This is a genomic window from Pseudomonas wayambapalatensis (assembly GCF_049942315.1).
Classification (GTDB): Bacteria; Pseudomonadota; Gammaproteobacteria; order Pseudomonadales; family Pseudomonadaceae; genus Aquipseudomonas; species Aquipseudomonas wayambapalatensis.
In genome coordinates, this window is the sequence record NZ_JBNFMU010000131.1 from 20,544 (window position 1) to 37,878 (window position 17,335).

The window sequence follows — 17,335 nt, forward strand, 5'->3', positions numbered from 1 at the left end:
AAAAGCGAGCAAGTCTACACCCAGGTGCGCACGCTCGAAAACAAGTCTTACAGACCCTTTACGGGCGCAAAGGTTGCAGGGTGCGTCAATGCGCACCCTGAAAATATCAGCGCTTGGGCAATGCCAGGCTCAGCAAGAATAGCACTGCGGCGCAGACCACGATCGACGGACCGGCAGGCGTATCCTTGAACCAGGACATCGCCAGCCCCCCGCAAACCGCGGCCACGCCCAGCAGGCTGGCGCCCAGGGCCATCTGCTCGGGCGAGCGCGCGTGACGTTGTGCCGCAGCGGCCGGGATGATCAGCAGCGAGGTGATCAGTAGCACGCCGACGATCTTCATCGCCACGGCGATGACCACCGCGATCAGCAGCATCAACGCCATGCGCAGGCCCGCCACTGGCAGGCCCTCGACCATCGCCAGCTCCTCGTGCACGGTGATTGCCAGCAGCGGGCGCCAGAGCACCGCGAGCAAGGCCAGCACCAACACACTGCCGCCGAGAATCCATGACAGGTCGGTGGTACTGATCGCCAGCAGGTCACCGAACAGGTAGGCCATCAGGTCGATGCGCACGTCGTGCATGAAGCTCAGCACCACCAGGCCCAGCGACAGGGTGCTGGGCGCGAGGATGCCGAGCAGGGTGTCGGAGGCCAGCGGCTGGCGTTGTTGCAGGGTCACCAGCAGGATCGCCAGCAACAGGCAGCCGACCGTTACCGCGAGCGTGGGGCTGACGTCCAGTACGAAGCCCAGGGCCACGCCCAGCAGCGCGGCATGGGACAAGGTGTCGCCGAAATAGGCCATGCGCCGCCAGACCACGAAGGAGCCCAGGGGGCCGGCCACCAGCGCCAGGGAAAGACCGGCAAGCAAGGCGTACAGAAGAAAATCAGCCATGCTTGCAGTGCTCTCCGTGGACATGGGCGCCGGGGGCGATCACCGCACCGTGCAGGTCGTGGCTGTGATCATGATGGTGGTGATAGACCGCAAGGCTTGGCGCGTTCTGGCCGAACAGCTCGACGAATGCCGGGTCGTTGCTGACCTGCTCCGGGTGGCCCGAACAGCACACATGGCGGTTCAGGCAGACCACCTGGTCGGTGGCGCTCATCACCAGGTGCAGGTCGTGGGAGACCATCAGCACGCCGCAGCCGTGGCGGTCGCGCAGGCGGGTGATGAGGTTGTACAGCTCGGTCTGGCCAACCACGTCCACGCCCTGTACCGGTTCGTCGAGCACCAGCAGCTCAGGCTCGCGCAGCAGCGCCCGAGCCAGCAGTACCCGTTGCATCTCGCCACCGGAGACCGTCTGGATCGGGCTGTCGATGACATGCTCGGCGCCCACCTCCTGCAATGCCGACAGCGCCGCGGCGCGATCCACGCCCGGCACCAGGCGCAGGAATCGCAGCACCGACAGCGGCAGGGTGGCGTCGACCTGGATCTTCTGCGGCATGTAGCCGATGCGCAGGCGCGGCTTGCGCCAGACCTTGCCACTGTGCGGCTTGAGCAGGCCGAGCACGGCGCGCACCAGGGTGGTCTTGCCAGCACCGTTGGGGCCGATCAGGGTGACGATCTGGCGCGGTGCGACCGACAGGTCGATGCTGTCGAGCACCGCCTCGCCGCCAAAGGTGACGCCGACCTGCTCCAGGCGGATCAGCGCGTCGCTCATGCGGCGCCCCGGCAGTTGCCGCACAGGCCGACCACTTCGACGGTCTGGGATTCGACGGCAAAGCCCACGGCCTTGGCACTGGCGACGATGGCGCCGCTGATGCTCTCCTGCTCCAGTTCGATGGCCACGTGGCATTCGCGGCAGATCAGGAACTGGCCCTGGTGCTTGTGTTCAGGGTGGCTGCAGCCGATGAAGGCGTTGAGCGAGGCGATGCGGTGCACCAGGCCGTTCTCGAGCAGGAAGTCCAGGGCGCGGTACACGGTCGGCGGCGCGGCGCGGCGACCGTCCTGCTCGCTGAGCACGGCGAGGATGTCGTAGGCGCCCAGCGGCTTGTGGCTTTGCCACACCAGCTCCAGCACACGGCGGCGCAGCGCGGTCAGGCGCAGACCCTGGCGGACGCACAGGGCGTCGGCTTCGGCCAGGGCGCTGTGGACGCAATGGGAATGATCGTGGGGACGGTGAGCCAGCGGCGTGATTGACATGGGCGGCGACGGTTATCGATGGAGACGTTATTATGTTACCTGTTTCTGACGAGCCGAGTATCCACCGTGTCCCGATTCCTTGCTCTCTTTGTCGCTTTCATCACTTTCTCGGCCCACGCCGACGTGCGTGTGCTGACCAGCATCAAGCCCCTGCAGCAGATCGCTGCCGCGGTTCAGGACGGTGTCGGCAGCCCCGACGTGTTGCTGCCGCCCGGCGCCTCGCCGCACAACTACGCCCTGCGCCCGTCCGACGTACGGAAGGTGGGCGACGCCGACCTGCTGTACTGGATCGGCCCGGACATGGAGAGCTTCCTGCCGCGCGTGCTGGGCAGCCGGAGCAAGCCGACTGTCGCGGTGCAGGCGTTGCCTGGCATGAAGCTGCGCCGTTTCGGCGAAGACAGCCACTCGCATGAAGAAGACCACGACGACCACGACCATGATCACCGCCCAGGGTCGCTCGATGCGCACCTGTGGCTGTCATCGGTCAATGCTCGGGTGATCGCGGCGAAAATGGCCAGTGACCTGGCGGCGGCGGATCCGGCCAATGCGGCGCGCTACCAGGCCAACCAGAAGGCCTTCGGCGAGCGCCTGGATGCGCTCGATCAGCGGATCAAGGCCCGCGTGGCCGGCATTGCCGGCAAGCCCTACTTCGTGTTCCACGAAGCCTTCGACTACTTCGAGGCAGAGTACGGGTTGCGCCATACCGGCGTGTTCAGCGTCGCCGCCGAGGTGCAGCCGGGCGCGCAGCATGTCGCGGCGATGCGCAAGCGCCTGCAGGAAGTTGGTCCGACCTGTGTGTTCAGTGAACCGCCGATCCGTCCGCGCCTCGCCGAAACGCTGGTGGCCGGGCTGCCGGTGACCTTGGCGGAACTGGATGCGCTGGGTGGGACCGATACGGTGGATGGCAAGGGCTACGAGCGCTTGCTGGAGAAGCTGGGGAATGATCTGACCGGTTGCCTGGAGCATCTCTAGCGGCTGACCCGGCCCTATCGCGGGGCAAGACGAATCGTCGCACCGCCCACAGGCAAGGCGCTGATTCTGGGGTCAGCGCTGTGTCTGTGGGAGCGGCGGTGCGACGATTCGACTTGCCCCGCGATTGGGCCGCCGCGCTTACAGCGCGAACGGCAACTTCAACGCCACCTGCTGGCGCTGCACCAACCGCACCTCGAACTCGCTCGGATCATGGATCGTCACGTCCATGCCGGCAAAGTCCCGCGCCGCAATCAACCGCGACAGCCAGAAACGCACGCAACCCACCCGCAGCATCACCTGCCACAGCTCGGCCTCGGCGGCGGTGAACGGCCGCAGCGCGGCGTAGGCGCCCAACAGTGCCTGGGCGCGCGGCAGGTCGATGCCGCCCGCTTCGTTCAGGCACCAGTCATTCACGGTGATGGCGATGTCGTACAGCATCGGCCCGGAACAGGCATTGTAGAAGTCGATCAGACCGGTCAGGTGGGTGCCTTCGAACATCACGTTGTCGCGGAACAGGTCGGCGTGCAGGTTGGCCCGTGGCAGGGCGAGGATCTGCGCCTTGTGCACGTTGATCTCGTCCAGCGCCGGTTGCAGCAGCGCCACCTGGCTGGCGTCGAGCCCGGCCAGCAGCTCGGCGCCGGACGCCAGCATCCAGTCCAGGCCGCGGTCGGTGCGGCGCTCGATGATGCGCTCACGGGTCGCCAGGTGGATATGCGCCAGCAACTCGCCGACCTGGGCGCAGTGCTGATTGTTCGGCGCCTTGACGTGCTTGCCCGACAGCCGCGGCTGCAGCAGTGCCGGCTTGCCGCACAGTTCGCGCAGGCCATTGCCGTCGCGATCGCGCACCGCGTAGGGGACGGGCATGTCGGCGTCATGCAGCACGTCGAGCAGTTCGATGAAGAACGGCATGTCTTCGGCCGGCCCACGCTCGATCAGCGTCAGTACGAATTCCCCTTTTTCCAGGCTTACGAAGAAATTGCTGTTTTCGGTTCCGGCGGCAATGCCCTGGAAGTCGAGCAGACGGCCCAGCTCGTATGGCGCCAGAAAGGTTTCCAGCTCAGGCCGGGACACAGGGGTGAAGACTGACATGTTGAAAAGTTGCCCATACGGGCACTTCCAGGAGGAAGTGCCTGGTTGATAAGAACGATACGCGTTACTAGCTTACCATTCGAAGATCTTCCAGGACGGAATCAGCATGTCCGGCTGGTCGGATCGAATGAAATTGCCATCGGAGCCATCGGCGCGTACCAGGAAATAAGGCTTGCCGTTTTTCGGCGTGATCTTGATCGCATACAGGAAACCGTTCTGACGGTACTCCTGGATGGTTCTGTCGCCTTCCGTGCGAATGGTCACATCGGGATCTGCCGATGGGGCGTCGTCCGCCGCCAGCGTAACGACCGGCATGGTGGCCAGCAGGCTGAGCAGTAACAGGCGAATGGGTGTACGCATGATAACCTAAGTCCTTTTGTCGTCACTGATCCGGCTATTCTAGCTCCGGACCCGTCGAAAAGGTTGATTCTCCTCATGAGCCAAGCGCCTCTCGTCCTGGTGGACGGTTCGTCCTACCTCTACCGCGCCTTTCACGCCCTGCCGCCGCTGACCACGTCCAAGGGCATGCCCACCGGTGCGGTCAAGGGCGTGCTGAACATGCTCAAGAGCCTGCGCAAGCAATACCCGGACAGCCTGTTCGCGGTGGTCTTCGACGCCAAGGGCGGCACTTTCCGCGATGCCATGTTCGCCGAGTACAAGGCCAACCGCCCGAGCATGCCCGACGATCTGCGCGTGCAGGTCGAGCCGCTGCACGCCAGCGTCAGGGCCCTGGGCTACCCGCTGCTGTGCGTCGAAGGCGTCGAGGCCGACGACGTGATCGGCACCCTGGCCCGCAGCAGTGCGGCAGCCGGGCGTCCGGTCATCATCTCGACCGGCGACAAGGACATGGCGCAACTGGTAGACGGCCACATCACCCTGGTCAACACCATGACCGGCACGGTGCTCGACGTGGCTGGCGTGCACGAGAAGTTCGGCGTCGGTCCCGAGCACATCATCGACTTCCTGGCCCTGATGGGCGACAAGGTCGATAACATCCCGGGTGTTCCGGGAGTCGGCGAGAAGACCGCCGTGGGCCTGTTGACCGGTATCGGTGGCGGCCTGCGTGACCTGTACGAGAACCTCGACAAGGTGCCGGGCCTGGCCATTCGCGGCGCCAAGACCCTGCCGGCCAAGCTTGAGGAGCACCGCGACGCGGCGTTCCTGTCGTATGAGCTGGCGACCATCAAGGTCGATGTCGAGCTGGATGTCGAGGTCGATGCCCTGGTGTGCGGCGAGCCGGACCGTGAAGCATTGCTGGCGCTGTACACCGAAATGGAGTTCAAGAGCTGGGTCGCCGAGGTACAGCGCGACGCCGCCCGGGAGGGTGACACCATTGCTCCGGTCGAGGAGCCTGCGGCCCAGGTCGAGGCGAAATACGAAACCATCCTCGACCAGGCGCGCTTCGATGTCTGGCTCGAGAAGCTGCGCCAGGCGCCGCTGTTCGCCTTCGACACCGAGACCACCGGCCTGGATGCCCAGCGTGCGGAGCTGGTCGGCCTGTCGTTCGCGGTCGAGCCCCATGAAGCGGCCTATGTGCCGCTGGCCCACGACTACGAAGGTGCTCCGAAGCAGTTGGACCGCGACGCGGTGCTGAAGGCGCTCAAGCCGTTGCTGGAAGACCCGGCCAAGGCCAAGGTCGGGCAGAACGCCAAGTACGACATCAACATCCTGGCCAACGCTTCGCTGCCGATCCAGATGCGTGGCGTGGCCTATGACACCATGCTCGAATCCTATGTGCTCGACTCCACCGCCACGCGTCACGACATGGACAGCCTGGCGCAGAAGTACCTCGACCACAGCACCATCGCCTTCGAGGATATCGCTGGCAAGGGCGCCAAGCAGCTGACCTTCAACCAGATCCATCTGGACAAGGCTGGCCCGTACGCCGCCGAAGATGCCGACATCACCCTGCGCCTGCACCACGCACTGCAGGCACGCCTGGCGAAAACGCCCAGCGTGCAGCCGGTGCTGATGGACATCGAGATGCCGCTGGTGCCGGTGCTGGCCAGGATCGAGCGCCAGGGCGCGTTGGTCGACGCGGAGCTGCTCAAGGTGCAGAGCGGTGAGCTGGGCGTGAAGATGGTCGAGCTCGAGCGTCGGGCGTTCGAGCTGGCGGGCGAAGAATTCAACCTGGGTTCACCCAAGCAACTGGGGGTGATCCTCTACGATAAGCTGGGCATGCCGGTACTGAGCAAGACTGCCAAGGGCCAGGCTTCCACGGCCGAAGCCGTGCTCGCGGACCTGGCCGCCGAAGGCTATCCGCTGCCGACGGTGCTGATGGAGTACCGCTCCCTGAGCAAGCTCAAGAGCACCTATACCGACAAGCTGCCGGACCAGATCAACCCGCGTACCGGGCGTATCCACACCTCCTACCAGCAGGCGGTGGCCGCCACCGGGCGCTTGTCGTCCAGCGATCCGAACCTGCAGAACATTCCGGTACGCACTCCCGAAGGCCGACGCATCCGCCAGGCCTTCGTTGCCAGCCCCGGCTACAAGCTGCTGGCCGCGGACTACTCGCAGATCGAGCTGCGCATCATGGCCCACCTGGCCAAGGATGAAGGCCTGCTGCACGCCTTCCGCAATGACCTTGATGTGCACCGCGCGACGGCCGCAGAAGTATTCGGCGTGGCGCTGGATGCAGTCACCAACGACCAGCGTCGCAGCGCCAAGGCCATCAACTTCGGCTTGATCTACGGCATGAGCGCCTTCGGCCTGGCCAAGCAGATCGGCGTCGATCGCAAGCAGTCGCAGGACTACATCGACCGCTACTTCGCGCGCTATCCCGGCGTGCTGGCCTACATGGAGCGCACCCGCACCCAGGCCGCCGAGCAGGGCTTCGTCGAAACCTTGTTCGGGCGGCGCCTGTACCTGCCGGACATCAATGCCAAGAATCCGGCCCTGCGCAAAGGTGCCGAGCGTACCGCGATCAACGCGCCGATGCAGGGTACGGCGGCCGACATCGTCAAGCGCGCCATGGTCGCGGTGGACAACTGGCTGAGCGACAGTGGCCTGGATGCCCGGGTGATTCTCCAGGTGCACGATGAACTGGTGCTGGAGGTGCGTGAAGACCTGGTCGAACAGGTGAAGGCCGAAATTCGCCCCTACATGAGCAACGCCGCGCAGCTCGACGTTCCGTTGCTGGTCGAAGTCGGCGTAGGCTCGAATTGGGACGAAGCTCACTAAACGGTAGGGCGAAGAAGAGTAGGATCTGTGTCGTAGTGCCGCAGATCCGCAGGGTCGGCTCCTCGCCCCCCGGTTCTGAAGATTCATGAAACTATCGCAAATAGTTTTCAAGGCTTCGGAACTAAACCGGTGAACCGGAACTCAGAGTAACTGAATGGCTGGTGAAGCCTTTCGATGCTCCTATGTTGTGTTAAGTGTTGGCAGATATCTGGACCCCGCCCTAGCGGTCCGGACTTGGACCCCGAACTTCCCCCTCCCCATATGAAGTCCGGGGTTTTTTTTGCCCGGAATTTGCCTCATCGCTGCTGGAGAAGCCTGTGGCAGCGGACCAGCCCGCCGCCACAGATTGCAGGTGGATCTTCAAGCCACCGGCTTGTCTTCCAGCTCCATCCAATCCGCCAAGACCCGATAGGCCTCTTCCAGCCCCTGGCGCTTGGGTGCCGAGAACAGCTGGATGGACGCCGCGTCGCCCCAGCCCTTGCGAATTTCCGACTGCACCTTGAGCAGGGTGTTCTTGCCCGCGCCGTGAGTGAGCTTGTCAGCCTTGGTCAGCAGGATGTGCATGGGCATGCCGCTGGCCTTGGCCCAGTCGAGCATCATCTTGTCGAAGTCGGTCATCGGGTGGCGCACATCCATCAGCAGGATCACGCCCCGCAGGCATTCGCGCCCGCCCAGGTAGGCCTCCAGGTGTTTCTGCCAGTGCTGCTTGAGCGGAATCGGCACTTTCGCATAACCGTAACCTGGCAGGTCGACCAAACGCCGTTCATCGTCCAGACTGAAGAAATTCAACAGCTGGGTGCGCCCCGGGGTCTTGGAGGTACGCGCCAGGCTGGCATGGGTCAGGGTATTGAGGGCGCTGGATTTACCGGCGTTGGAGCGGCCGGCGAAAGCCACCTCGTAGCCCTGGTCTTCCGGGCATTGTTCGACCTTGGCAGCGCTGAGGGCGAATTTGGCTTTCTGGCAGAGGCCGAGGATGGGGTTCTTGACTTGCATGGGATATCCGATGTGGGTGTTGCCTGATCCAGGCCGCGTTTCCGTTTGGAGGGCGGAAGTATATAATGCCCCAGTTTTTGTGTGCTCATTCTCCCAGCGAAGGAGAACGAGCATGGGGTGTCGATCACTAGCTCGCGCATCAGAACGCAGCGCGGCCCCCAACCCTGTCAGGTCGTTCCGCATGGCGAAATGGCTGCTGGCGGTCGGTATGTTCCAGCCGTTTTTCAGCGCACAGGCTACACAGGATCCCGAGGCGTTGTACAACCGCACATGTGCGGCCTGTCACGCCGGTCAGCTGCCACAGGCCCCCAGGAAGGGCGATGCGGCGGCCTGGGAGCCGAGGCTGGCGCGAGGTCTGGATGTACTGGTGGCGCATGTTACCCAGGGTTTCAAGGCTATGCCGCCGCGTGGATTGTGCATGGACTGCAGTGCCGAGGACTACCGATTGGTCATCCTTTGGATGAGCGGCAGTCCCGATACATAACATTTCACCCTTAGCCGTGTTGGATTAGCTGATGAACAAACTATTCGTGAGTCTGCTGTTGACCATGGGTGTCGCAGGTGCGGCCACTGCTGCCGACCCCATCAAAGGCGATGCCGCTGCCGGCCAGGCGAAGACTGCGGTCTGTGGTGCCTGCCATAACCCTGACGGCAACAGCCTGGCGCCGAACTTCCCGAAACTGGCCGGCCAGGGCCAGCGCTACCTTGAGAAGCAACTGCACGACATCAAGTCGGGCAAGCGCACGGTGCTGGAGATGACCGGCATGCTGGCGGCCTTCAATGACCAGGACCTGGCCGATATCGCCGCCTACTTCGCCAGCCAGAAAGGCAGTGTCGGCGCGGCAGATCCCAAGCTGGTAGAGCGTGGTCGTGCGCTGTTCAACGGCGGTGACCTGGAGAAAGGCATGCCGGCCTGTACCGGTTGCCACTCGCCCAATGGCGCAGGCATCGCCCTGGCCGGCTTCCCTCACCTGAGCGGCCAGCACTCGCAGTATGTCAGCAAGCAGCTCACCGACTTCCGTGAAGGCAACCGCACCAACGATGGCGATGCCATGACCATGCGCACCATCGCCGGCAAGCTGAGCAACAAGGATATCGAGGCGCTGGCCAGCTATATCCAGGGGCTGCACTGAGGCCGGGCGTTAACACTCGGTTAATGCAACATCGCTAAACATGAAAAGGGTGGCGCAGGCCGCCCTTTTTTATGGTCCCAGCCGTTACACTACAGAACTCGAGCCCTTCATGGCCTGTCACAGCATAGGCCGCGTCGAGGCGACCAATGAATGCTCAGGAGTAAAGCATGCGTAAACTGATTCTCAGCGCTGCGCTGGTCGCTGCCAGCGTTATCGGTATGACTGCCGTACAGGCCGCAGAGCCTGCCACCGCCGGCAAGGAGTACATCGAGCTGAGCAACCCTGTTCCAGTATCCGAACCTGGCAAGATCGAAGTCGTCGAGCTGTTCTGGTACGGCTGCCCGCACTGCTACCACTTCGAACCCACCATCAACCCCTGGGTCGACAAGCTGCCGGCAGACGTCAACTTCAAGCGCGTCCCGGCCATGTTCGGCGGCCCTTGGGATGCCCACGGCCAGATGTTCCTGACCCTCGAAGCCATGGGCGTCGAGCACAAGGTCCACGCCGCAGTCTTCGATGCCATCCAGAACCAGCGCAAGCGCCTGACCGACCCGAACGACATGGCCGACTTCCTCGCCACCCAAGGCGTGGACAAGGACAAGTTCCTCGCCACCTTCAACTCGTTCGCCATCAAGGGCCAGGTCAACCAGGCCAAGGAACTGGCGAAGAAGTACGAAATCACCGGCGTGCCGAGCATGGTGGTCAACGGCAAGTACCGCTTCGACCTGGGTACCGCTGGCGGGCCGGAAGGCGTCCTGAACGTCGCCGACCAACTGATCGCCAAGGAGCGTGCCGCTAAGTAAGCGGCGCAGCCATGGCCCGCTTGCGTACCACGCGAAGTGTTGGCCTGCACCAGCCGCGGGTCAACGAACATCATCTGCAGGCCCCAGGCCTGCCGGAGGATGGTCGCCTGCGGCTGCTCAGCTTCAATATCCAGGTCGGCATCAGCACCGAGCGCTACCGCCACTACCTGACCCGCAGCTGGCAGCACCTGCTGCCGCATACCGGGCGGGCCGGCAATCTGCAGAAGATCGGCGACCTGCTCGGTGATTTCGACCTGGTTGCCCTGCAGGAAGCCGACGGCGGCAGCCTGCGCTCGGGCTACGTCAACCAGGTCGAGCACCTGGCCCAGCTCGGCGCCTTCCCTTACTGGTACCAGCAGCTCAACCGCAATCTCGGGCGCTTCGCCCAGCACAGCAACGGCGTGCTCAGCCGACTCAAGCCCCAGCACCTTGAAGACCACCCCCTGCCCGGTCCGTCCGGTCGCGGGGCGATCCTGGTGCGCTTTGGCGAAGGCGAGAACGCGCTGATCGTGGTGATGATGCACCTGGCGCTGGGCGCCAAGACCCGCGCCCTGCAACTGGGGTATGTCCGTGAGCTGATCGGCGGCTACCGCCACCAGATCCTCATGGGCGACATGAACACCCACGCCAACGACCTGCTCGAGCGCTCGCCCCTGCGCGACCTCGGCCTGATCGCCCCACAGGTCGAGGCGACCTTCCCCAGCTGGCGCCCGCAACGCTGCCTGGATCACATCCTGCTCAGCCCGAGCCTGACGCTAGAACGGGTCGAAGTGCTGTCGCAGCCAATTTCCGACCACCTGCCTGTCGCGGTCGAGATCCGATTGCCGGATGCCCTGACTGTGGATACCCTGCCGGTCGTGCGCTGACACACTCAAGAGTTCGCGCTTCGCGCCGAAATCCAGTATTCACATACTCCCTGATGCCATTACCGTTGCGGATCCAGGCATGACCGACGAAGCCGAGCGCTGGAAAGAAAAATATCTAAAAAGCATCGAACGGCAGGAGAAACTCGAGCGCCGTTGGGAAGCCCGCCTCGACCTGCTGCGCCGTGGCCTGGTCCGCAGCACGCTGGCCGCCGAGGGTAGCGACAAGGTCGTCGACCAGTGCATGAAGGAAATGCGCGAGGTCATCCGCAGCGACAGCATGGACGCGGGGCTTGCCGGGCTCATTCCACGCCTGGAAAAGGCGGTGCTGGAGTCTGAACAGCGTCGCGAAACGCGCATGAACCAGGTCAGCGATGCGCTGACCTCGCTGGTCACCCAACTGCAAGGGTTGGAACTGCCTGGCGATGTTTCCCGCCCCCTGAAGAAGCTGGCCAAGAAACTCGACGGTGGCGTCAGCCAGTCGCGTGAGCTGCCGCCGCTACTGGGTGAGCTCAGCGGGCTGCAAGGGCGAGCGTTGTCGTCGCTGCGCAAGGTGACCGAAGAGGCGCGTCCGGGCTTGTTGCAGCGGCTGTTCGGCGGTCGTGAAGACGGCTCTCAGGTCGCACCAGAGCCGGAGCAGGTGCCAGCATTGCCGCGCGCTGCGGTGCACGTCGAGGCGGTGACCGAAGCTCCGCCCGTCCATTTGCCCGAGGCGCAACCGCCGGCCCCGCCCCGCGTGCTCGACGCCGATGAGCTGCAGCCCCTGCCTGCGGTGCAGCCGGCACCCGAGCCGGCCCCGGAAGTCGCGCTGCCCGCGCCGGAAGTCACCCCGTCTGTCGAGCAGGTGGAGCCCGTCGCCGAGGCCCCCGAGCAAGCCGACCTTACCCACCCCGCACCTGTTGAAGCTGCCGCCGAGCCTGAGCCAGTCGAACCGCAGCCTGTCGCCGACGGCTCGCCACAGGAAGACGCCGACACCCCCGAGCCGCTGGAGGACGAGCCGCTTGCCGAGGACGGCCCCTACGACCTGCCGGATGCCGTGGAGCCGCCCTACAGTCAGGTTGCCGCGCACATCGAGGAAACCCTCATCGGTTTGCTCGATGACCTCAGCCTGCCTGAGCGCCACAAGGCCCAGGCCCTGGATATGCGCGATCGGGTGGCGCGCGGTCTGAACTGGTATGAGCTGATCCCGGTGCTGGACGACCTTGCGGTGTTGATGCTGGCAATCAACGACAGCGGCCAGCATGAATTCGAAGCCTACCTGCAGCAGATCAACGAGCGCCTGGAGACCTTCCAGAGCCATCTGCAGGAGGCCAGCGAGGGACACGCCGACAACAGCACCGCCGCCCGCGAGCTGGACAGCCAGCTGCGCGAACAGGTCGATGGCCTGCAGAGCAGCGTCCAGGGCGCAGTAGACATCGACAGCCTCAAGCACCTGCTGGACAACCGGCTCGAGGGCCTGCTGGTCACCATGGATGAGCACCAGCACGAGCGTGACCGCCGTGAGCAGGAGCTGGCCGGACGCCTGCAGGGCCTGGCCGAGCGAGTGGCGAGCATGGAGCAGGAGGCGCTTGGCTACCGTGAGCATCTGGAAGAACAGCGCCAGAAAGCACTGGTCGATCCGCTGACCGGTCTGCCCAACCGCGCCGCCTGGAGCGAACGGGTCGAGCGCGAGCTTGCCGACTGGCAGGAGAACGGCGGCCACCTGGCCATGGCCATCCTCGACCTCGATCATTTCAAACGCATCAACGACGGCTATGGCCATCTGGCCGGCGACAAGGTGCTGAAGATCGTTGCCGACCAATTGCGCAAGCGCTTGCGCGGGCGCGACTTCATTGCCCGCTTTGGTGGCGAGGAGTTCGTCCTGCTGCTGCCCCAGACATCACCCCCTGCAGCGCTGCAGGTCGCCGAGACGATGCGCGCGGCGATCGAGGCCTGCCCGTTCCACTTCAAGGGGGAGCGCGTGGTGATCACCACGTCCATCGGCGTCAGTGCCTTCCGTTCCGGCGAACGTGGCGACCAGGTGCTCAAGCGCGCGGACGAAGCGCTGTACCGCGCCAAGGATCAGGGGCGCAATCGCGTCGAGCAGGGGTAGATAAGTACCGCTACCCCACCCCTGTGGCGTTCGACACTGTCCGTGCACTGCTGGATAGCCAGTGCACACAGACCGAACGTACGGAGGAGCACTCGATGAAACTGACAAGATTGAGCCTCGCGCTGGTGGCGGGGCTGTCCTTGCAGGCAGGCGCCATGGCCAAGGATGTGATTCATACTGCCGATGTTGGCGCTGACGGCAAGGTACTGCGCCAGTCGTCCGAATGGATCTCGAAGGTCGAGAAAGCGGCGCTGGATAATTATTACGTGCAGTACAAGCTGGTGCTCAACCCACGCATCATCCAGCAAGACCCTGATTTCTGCTCAGTGTCGGCGATCGACGCAAGCAGCTTCGACCGGCAACTGCATGGGCAGGCCAAGGTCATCGGGAAACCTGTCGCTGCGCAGGTCAATGTCATGACGCAACTGGTGGACCTCATGGGGCCGAGCGGTGACAACTCGTTGGCGTTCCAGGTGATGTGCGTCCGCTGAGTGGGCAGCGTTGGGGAATGGGTAATCGGCGATAGCACGTTATACTGTAGCGCTTATACCGACACATGACGTGCCTCCATCCGATGAAAACGCTCGCTACCGCCCTTCTCCTCATCATGCTCGCCGGCTGCTCCAGCGGTCTGCGCATCGACCGCAGCCACACCTCGGCGAATCAGGACAGCCGCATCCAGTTCGTCGTCCTGCACTACACCAACGCTTCGTTGGAGCGCTCGCTAGCGCTGCTGACTCAAGGTGAGGTCAGCAGCCATTACCTGGTTGGCGACGGCAATGCCACGGTCTATCAACTGGTGGATGAAAACCGCCGCTCCTGGCACGCCGGCGACAGCCAGTGGCAGGGCCGCACCTGGCTCAACTCGAGCTCGATCGGTATCGAGATCGTCAATCCAGGCTATACCGATACCCCGAGCGGGCGTGTCTGGCACCCCTACAGCGAGGCGCAGATCGAGGCAGTGATCGCCCTGGTCAAGGATATCGTCCAGCGCAACAACATCCAGCCGCGCAACATCATTGGCCACAGCGACATCGCGCCTTTGCGCAAGCTCGACCCTGGGCCGCTGTTCCCCTGGAAGCGCCTGGCTGACGCAGGCCTGGGGATCTGGCCGAACGCCGCCTCCGTGGCGCGCCAGCAGGTGTATTTCGAGGCCAATCCACCGAGCCCGCTCTGGTACCAGCAACAACTGGCCCGTTTCGGCTATGCCATCGAGCAGACCGGCGAGCTGGATGTCTCGACCCGCCATGTCATCGCCGCTTTCCAGATGCACTTCCGTGCGCAGCGCTTCGACGGCATGCCCGATGCGCAGACCGCGGCAATACTGCAGGTGCTCAACAGCATGCGGTGAATCAGGACCGCCTATCGCACCGCGCCAACTGTTCATCCAGTTGCTATACCTTTGGTATTCAACTGGATGCCGCGCATGTCTTCGTTCATCGCTTCTGTGCGCCAAATTTTCTACCGCCCCTGGCTGTTGGCCTCCCTGGTCGCATTGGCCAGTGCTGCGCTGCTGCTGGCCGCCAGCTTCGGTGTCACTCTGCAGCAGATGAAACAGAGCGAAAGCGCGCAGATGAATGCCCGCGGCGAGCGCTTCCTCGAGCGCCTCGAGCAAGTGTTCGGGCAATTGCGCGAGGGGGTCGACCAGTTGCAGACGCTGCCGATACGCGGCTGTGATCCAGCGATGTTGTCTGCGCTGCGTCAGGTGGGCCTGAGCTACCGCTTTGTCTATGAGGCGGCCTATGTCGACGGTGACATCGCCTGTTCCAGCCGAGGCGCAGAGCAGGTCATGCGGCCCATGCGCGCCCCCGATATCCAAGGGCCCACCTACAGCTACTGGCTGAACACCACCACCGAGCCGAACGAAAATCTCGCTGCGTTGATGCTGGGGCGTGGCCACTTCCTGGTGTCCACCTCACGTGGCCACCTGACCGACGTGGTCGATCTCCCGCCCGGTGGCAGCCTGCTGGTGGTGCTCGACCGCGGCAGTCGGGCGATCCCGGTGCTGGGCCCTCCCCAGCCCTGGCCACCGGCGCCGGACTGGCCGCCGCCGTCGCGCAAGGCGCTGATCGAGCTCAGCGACCGCCTCGTCTACCGGATGCCGACCAAGTCGCCGGACTACCAACTCGTCCTCATCGCCCCTCGTGCAAGCTTGCCGCTGAAGCTCAACGGCATGCTCTGGTTGCTGTTCCCCGGCAGCCTGCTGCTCGCCTGCTGCATCGGTTGGCTGGTGCTGCAACTGATCCTGCAGCGTCGCTCGATGAGCTCGGAGTTGCAGCAGGCGCTGCGCCGTGGCGAGTTGCAGGTGCTCTACCAGCCGATCTTCGAGCTGGACAGTCGCCGCTGTGTCGGCGCCGAAGCACTGGTGCGCTGGCGGCGACCGGATGGCAGCCTGACCAGCCCGGAGTTGTTCATCCCGCTTGCCGAGAACACCGGGCAGATCCGCCAGATCACCGATTTCGTCCTGCAGCGAGTACTGGAGCAACTGGGCCAGCTGCTGCGGGCCAATCGGCACCTGTACATCTCGGTGAACCTGGCGGCGTGCGATGTGATGGTGCCGCGTATCGGCCGGGTCGCAGCGCGCTTGCTGGCCCATCATCGGGTGTCTGCAACGCAGATCGCGTTCGAAGTGACCGAGCGCGGCCTGATCGATGTGGTGGTGGCTCGCGACAACCTGCAGGCGCTGCGCTCGGTCGGGCATCAGGTACTGATCGATGACTTCGGCACCGGTTACTGTAGCCTCGCTTACCTGCAGACCCTGCCGGTCGATTGCCTGAAGATCGACAAGGCGTTCATCGACGCCCTGGGCCACGACGCCGCCAGCAGTGGCGTTGCCCCGCACATCATCCGCATGGCCCATGACCTGCACCTGCGGGTGATCGCCGAGGGGATCGAGTGCGAGGACCAGGCCGTGTTGCTCAACAGCGAAGGAGTCAACTATGGGCAGGGTTGGCTGTTCGCCCATCCGCTCAACGCCCGACAGTTCGCTGAGCTGATCACCCGAGGACGGCGGATGGGCGGGCGGCGGCTCGATGATGAGCCTTGAGCCGACGCCTCACACCGGCAGTGCCATGTAGAACTGCGTCCCCTGCCCCGGCCGCGAGAACACGCCCATGCGCCCGCCATGCAGTTGCACGATTTCCTTGCACAAGGCCAGGCCCAGCCCTGCGCCACCTTTCTTGCGCCCGACCTGCACGAACGGCTCGAAGATCCGCCCCTGCTGGCCATAGGCGATGCCTTCGCCGTCGTCCTCGACGCTGATAATCACCCGCTCGGCATGCCGCCGTGCGTGCAGGCGAATGTGCCCGCCGCTGGCGGTGTGGCGGATGGCGTTGTGCAGCAGGTTGTCCAGCACCCGGTCGATCTGCGCAAGGTCGACCTGAATGTGCGGCAGCGGACGCTCAAGCTCGCTGACCAGTTCGATCTGCTTGTGCGCCGCCGATTCGGCGAAGCGTGCCCGGGCCCGCTCCAGCAAGTCATCGAGTGTGCAGGGCGCCAGTTCCAGTTTCTGCAGCCCGCTCTGGTAGCGAGAGAAATTGAGCAGGTCGTTGATCAGTTGGGTCAGACGCTGCATTTCTTCGCCGATGGTGTCGAGCAGATCGTTTTCCCGCGCTTCGGGCGGGAAGGTGATCCGTTCGCGTAGCAGGCCGAAGGCCATGTGCATGCCGGTGACCGGCGTGCGCAGTTCATGGGAGGCACGCAGGACGAACTCGCTGCGTACGCGCTCGAAGGCACGCTGTTCGGTCACGTCATGCAACACCATCACCGCGCCGAGAATCGGCCCCTGCGGATGGCTGACGGGCGTCAGGCTGAAGGTCAGCAGGCGGGTCTCTTCGTCCACCTCGATGCTCAGGTCATCCGGTGGCCGGTCCAGGCTGCCGCCGCGCAGCACCTGGCGCATCTGTTGCTCCAGCTCCGGACGGCTCAGGGCTTCGGCCAGGCTACTGCCGAGCCGGGAGGCATCCCAGCCCAACTGCCGTTGAGCCACGGGGTTGAGGTGCTCCAGGCGGCCTTGGCGATCGATGATCAGCAGGCCGTCGTCGATGCTGTCGAGCACGGCCTGCAGGCGC

At 64.3% G+C, this 17,335-nt stretch carries 17 protein-coding genes; 10 read left to right on the forward strand and 7 right to left on the reverse strand.

The window, feature by feature from the left end; translation table 11 throughout:
* Positions 1-106: 106 nt before the first annotated feature.
* From znuB to zur, 3 genes are read right to left on the reverse strand one after another with little or no spacing between them, the layout of a single operon-like run.
* Positions 107-889 (reverse strand): zinc ABC transporter permease subunit ZnuB, encoded by a 783-nt coding sequence (gene znuB / locus ACPZMI_RS07435; RefSeq protein WP_186669954.1) that lies wholly within the window; start codon positions 887-889, stop codon positions 107-109.
* Positions 882-1,655 carry a zinc ABC transporter ATP-binding protein ZnuC gene (gene znuC, locus ACPZMI_RS07440; protein WP_186669952.1) on the reverse strand — a complete coding sequence of 258 codons (774 nt, stop codon included), beginning with the start codon at positions 1,653-1,655 and terminating at the stop codon, positions 882-884. Before znuC ends, znuB begins: the two co-directional genes overlap by 8 nt.
* On the reverse strand, positions 1,652-2,137 hold the full coding sequence (zur, locus tag ACPZMI_RS07445) for a zinc uptake transcriptional repressor Zur (RefSeq protein ID WP_186669950.1): 486 nt from the start codon (positions 2,135-2,137) through the stop codon (positions 1,652-1,654). Before zur ends, znuC begins: the two co-directional genes overlap by 4 nt.
* 18 nt (positions 2,138-2,155) lie before the next feature.
* Between zur and ACPZMI_RS07450 the strand changes: the two genes are divergently transcribed.
* A complete protein-coding gene (locus tag ACPZMI_RS07450; protein ID WP_189657700.1) occupies positions 2,156-3,109 on the forward strand; it encodes a zinc ABC transporter substrate-binding protein in 954 nt (317 codons plus the stop codon).
* Positions 3,110-3,247: 138 nt separating this feature from the next.
* Here the strand turns inward: ACPZMI_RS07450 and ACPZMI_RS07455 are convergent, their stop codons facing one another.
* Together ACPZMI_RS07455 and ACPZMI_RS07460 are read right to left on the reverse strand one after the other, a co-directional pair.
* A complete protein-coding gene (locus ACPZMI_RS07455) occupies positions 3,248-4,198 on the reverse strand; it encodes a homoserine kinase (RefSeq protein WP_186669947.1) in 951 nt (316 codons plus the stop codon).
* 72 nt (positions 4,199-4,270) lie between these two features.
* Positions 4,271-4,558 carry a DUF2782 domain-containing protein gene (locus ACPZMI_RS07460; RefSeq protein WP_063542000.1) on the reverse strand — a complete coding sequence of 96 codons (288 nt, stop codon included), beginning with the start codon at positions 4,556-4,558 and terminating at the stop codon, positions 4,271-4,273.
* Between the two features lie 75 nt (positions 4,559-4,633).
* Here ACPZMI_RS07460 and polA point away from each other — a divergent pair, with 75 nt between their 5' ends.
* Entirely contained in the window at positions 4,634-7,381 is a 2,748-nt protein-coding gene (gene polA / locus ACPZMI_RS07465; protein ID WP_426351975.1) for a DNA polymerase I, read from the forward strand.
* A 360-nt stretch (positions 7,382-7,741) separates the two neighbouring features.
* Here the strand turns inward: polA and yihA are convergent, their stop codons facing one another.
* The gene (gene yihA / locus ACPZMI_RS07470) at positions 7,742-8,374 is read right to left on the reverse strand and encodes a ribosome biogenesis GTP-binding protein YihA/YsxC (protein ID WP_054893353.1); all 633 of its coding nucleotides are present in this window, start codon (positions 8,372-8,374) and stop codon (positions 7,742-7,744) included.
* A gap of 181 nt (positions 8,375-8,555) precedes the next feature.
* Between yihA and ACPZMI_RS07475 the strand changes: the two genes are divergently transcribed.
* The 8 genes from ACPZMI_RS07475 (at position 8,556) to ACPZMI_RS07510 (ending at position 16,311) form a co-directional block, all read left to right on the forward strand.
* Entirely contained in the window at positions 8,556-8,858 is a 303-nt protein-coding gene (locus ACPZMI_RS07475) for a c-type cytochrome (protein ID WP_186669944.1), read from the forward strand.
* A gap of 31 nt (positions 8,859-8,889) precedes the next feature.
* Positions 8,890-9,507, forward strand: coding sequence for a c-type cytochrome (locus ACPZMI_RS07480; RefSeq protein WP_054893351.1), 618 nt, complete (start codon positions 8,890-8,892; stop codon positions 9,505-9,507).
* Positions 9,508-9,674: 167 nt separating this feature from the next.
* Positions 9,675-10,310, forward strand: a complete 636-nt coding sequence (dsbA, locus tag ACPZMI_RS07485) for a thiol:disulfide interchange protein DsbA (RefSeq protein ID WP_426351976.1) — start codon at positions 9,675-9,677, stop codon at positions 10,308-10,310.
* An 11-nt stretch (positions 10,311-10,321) separates the two neighbouring features.
* Positions 10,322-11,176 (forward strand): endonuclease/exonuclease/phosphatase family protein, encoded by an 855-nt coding sequence (locus ACPZMI_RS07490; protein WP_186721078.1) that lies wholly within the window; start codon positions 10,322-10,324, stop codon positions 11,174-11,176.
* A 79-nt stretch (positions 11,177-11,255) separates the two neighbouring features.
* On the forward strand, positions 11,256-13,265 hold the full coding sequence (locus ACPZMI_RS07495; RefSeq protein ID WP_426351977.1) for a diguanylate cyclase: 2,010 nt from the start codon (positions 11,256-11,258) through the stop codon (positions 13,263-13,265).
* A 95-nt stretch (positions 13,266-13,360) separates the two neighbouring features.
* A complete protein-coding gene (locus tag ACPZMI_RS07500) occupies positions 13,361-13,756 on the forward strand; it encodes a hypothetical protein (RefSeq protein ID WP_411383555.1) in 396 nt (131 codons plus the stop codon).
* Between the two features lie 83 nt (positions 13,757-13,839).
* Positions 13,840-14,616: an N-acetylmuramoyl-L-alanine amidase gene (locus ACPZMI_RS07505; RefSeq protein ID WP_426351978.1), complete on the forward strand. Its 777-nt coding sequence runs from the start codon at positions 13,840-13,842 to the stop codon at positions 14,614-14,616.
* A 75-nt stretch (positions 14,617-14,691) separates the two neighbouring features.
* The gene (locus ACPZMI_RS07510; protein ID WP_288377654.1) at positions 14,692-16,311 is read left to right on the forward strand and encodes an EAL domain-containing protein; all 1,620 of its coding nucleotides are present in this window, start codon (positions 14,692-14,694) and stop codon (positions 16,309-16,311) included.
* A gap of 9 nt (positions 16,312-16,320) precedes the next feature.
* Here ACPZMI_RS07510 and ACPZMI_RS07515 read toward each other — a convergent pair.
* Positions 16,321-17,335 (reverse strand): sensor histidine kinase (locus tag ACPZMI_RS07515; protein WP_426351979.1); only part of this gene is annotated, 1,015 nt, incomplete at its 5' end.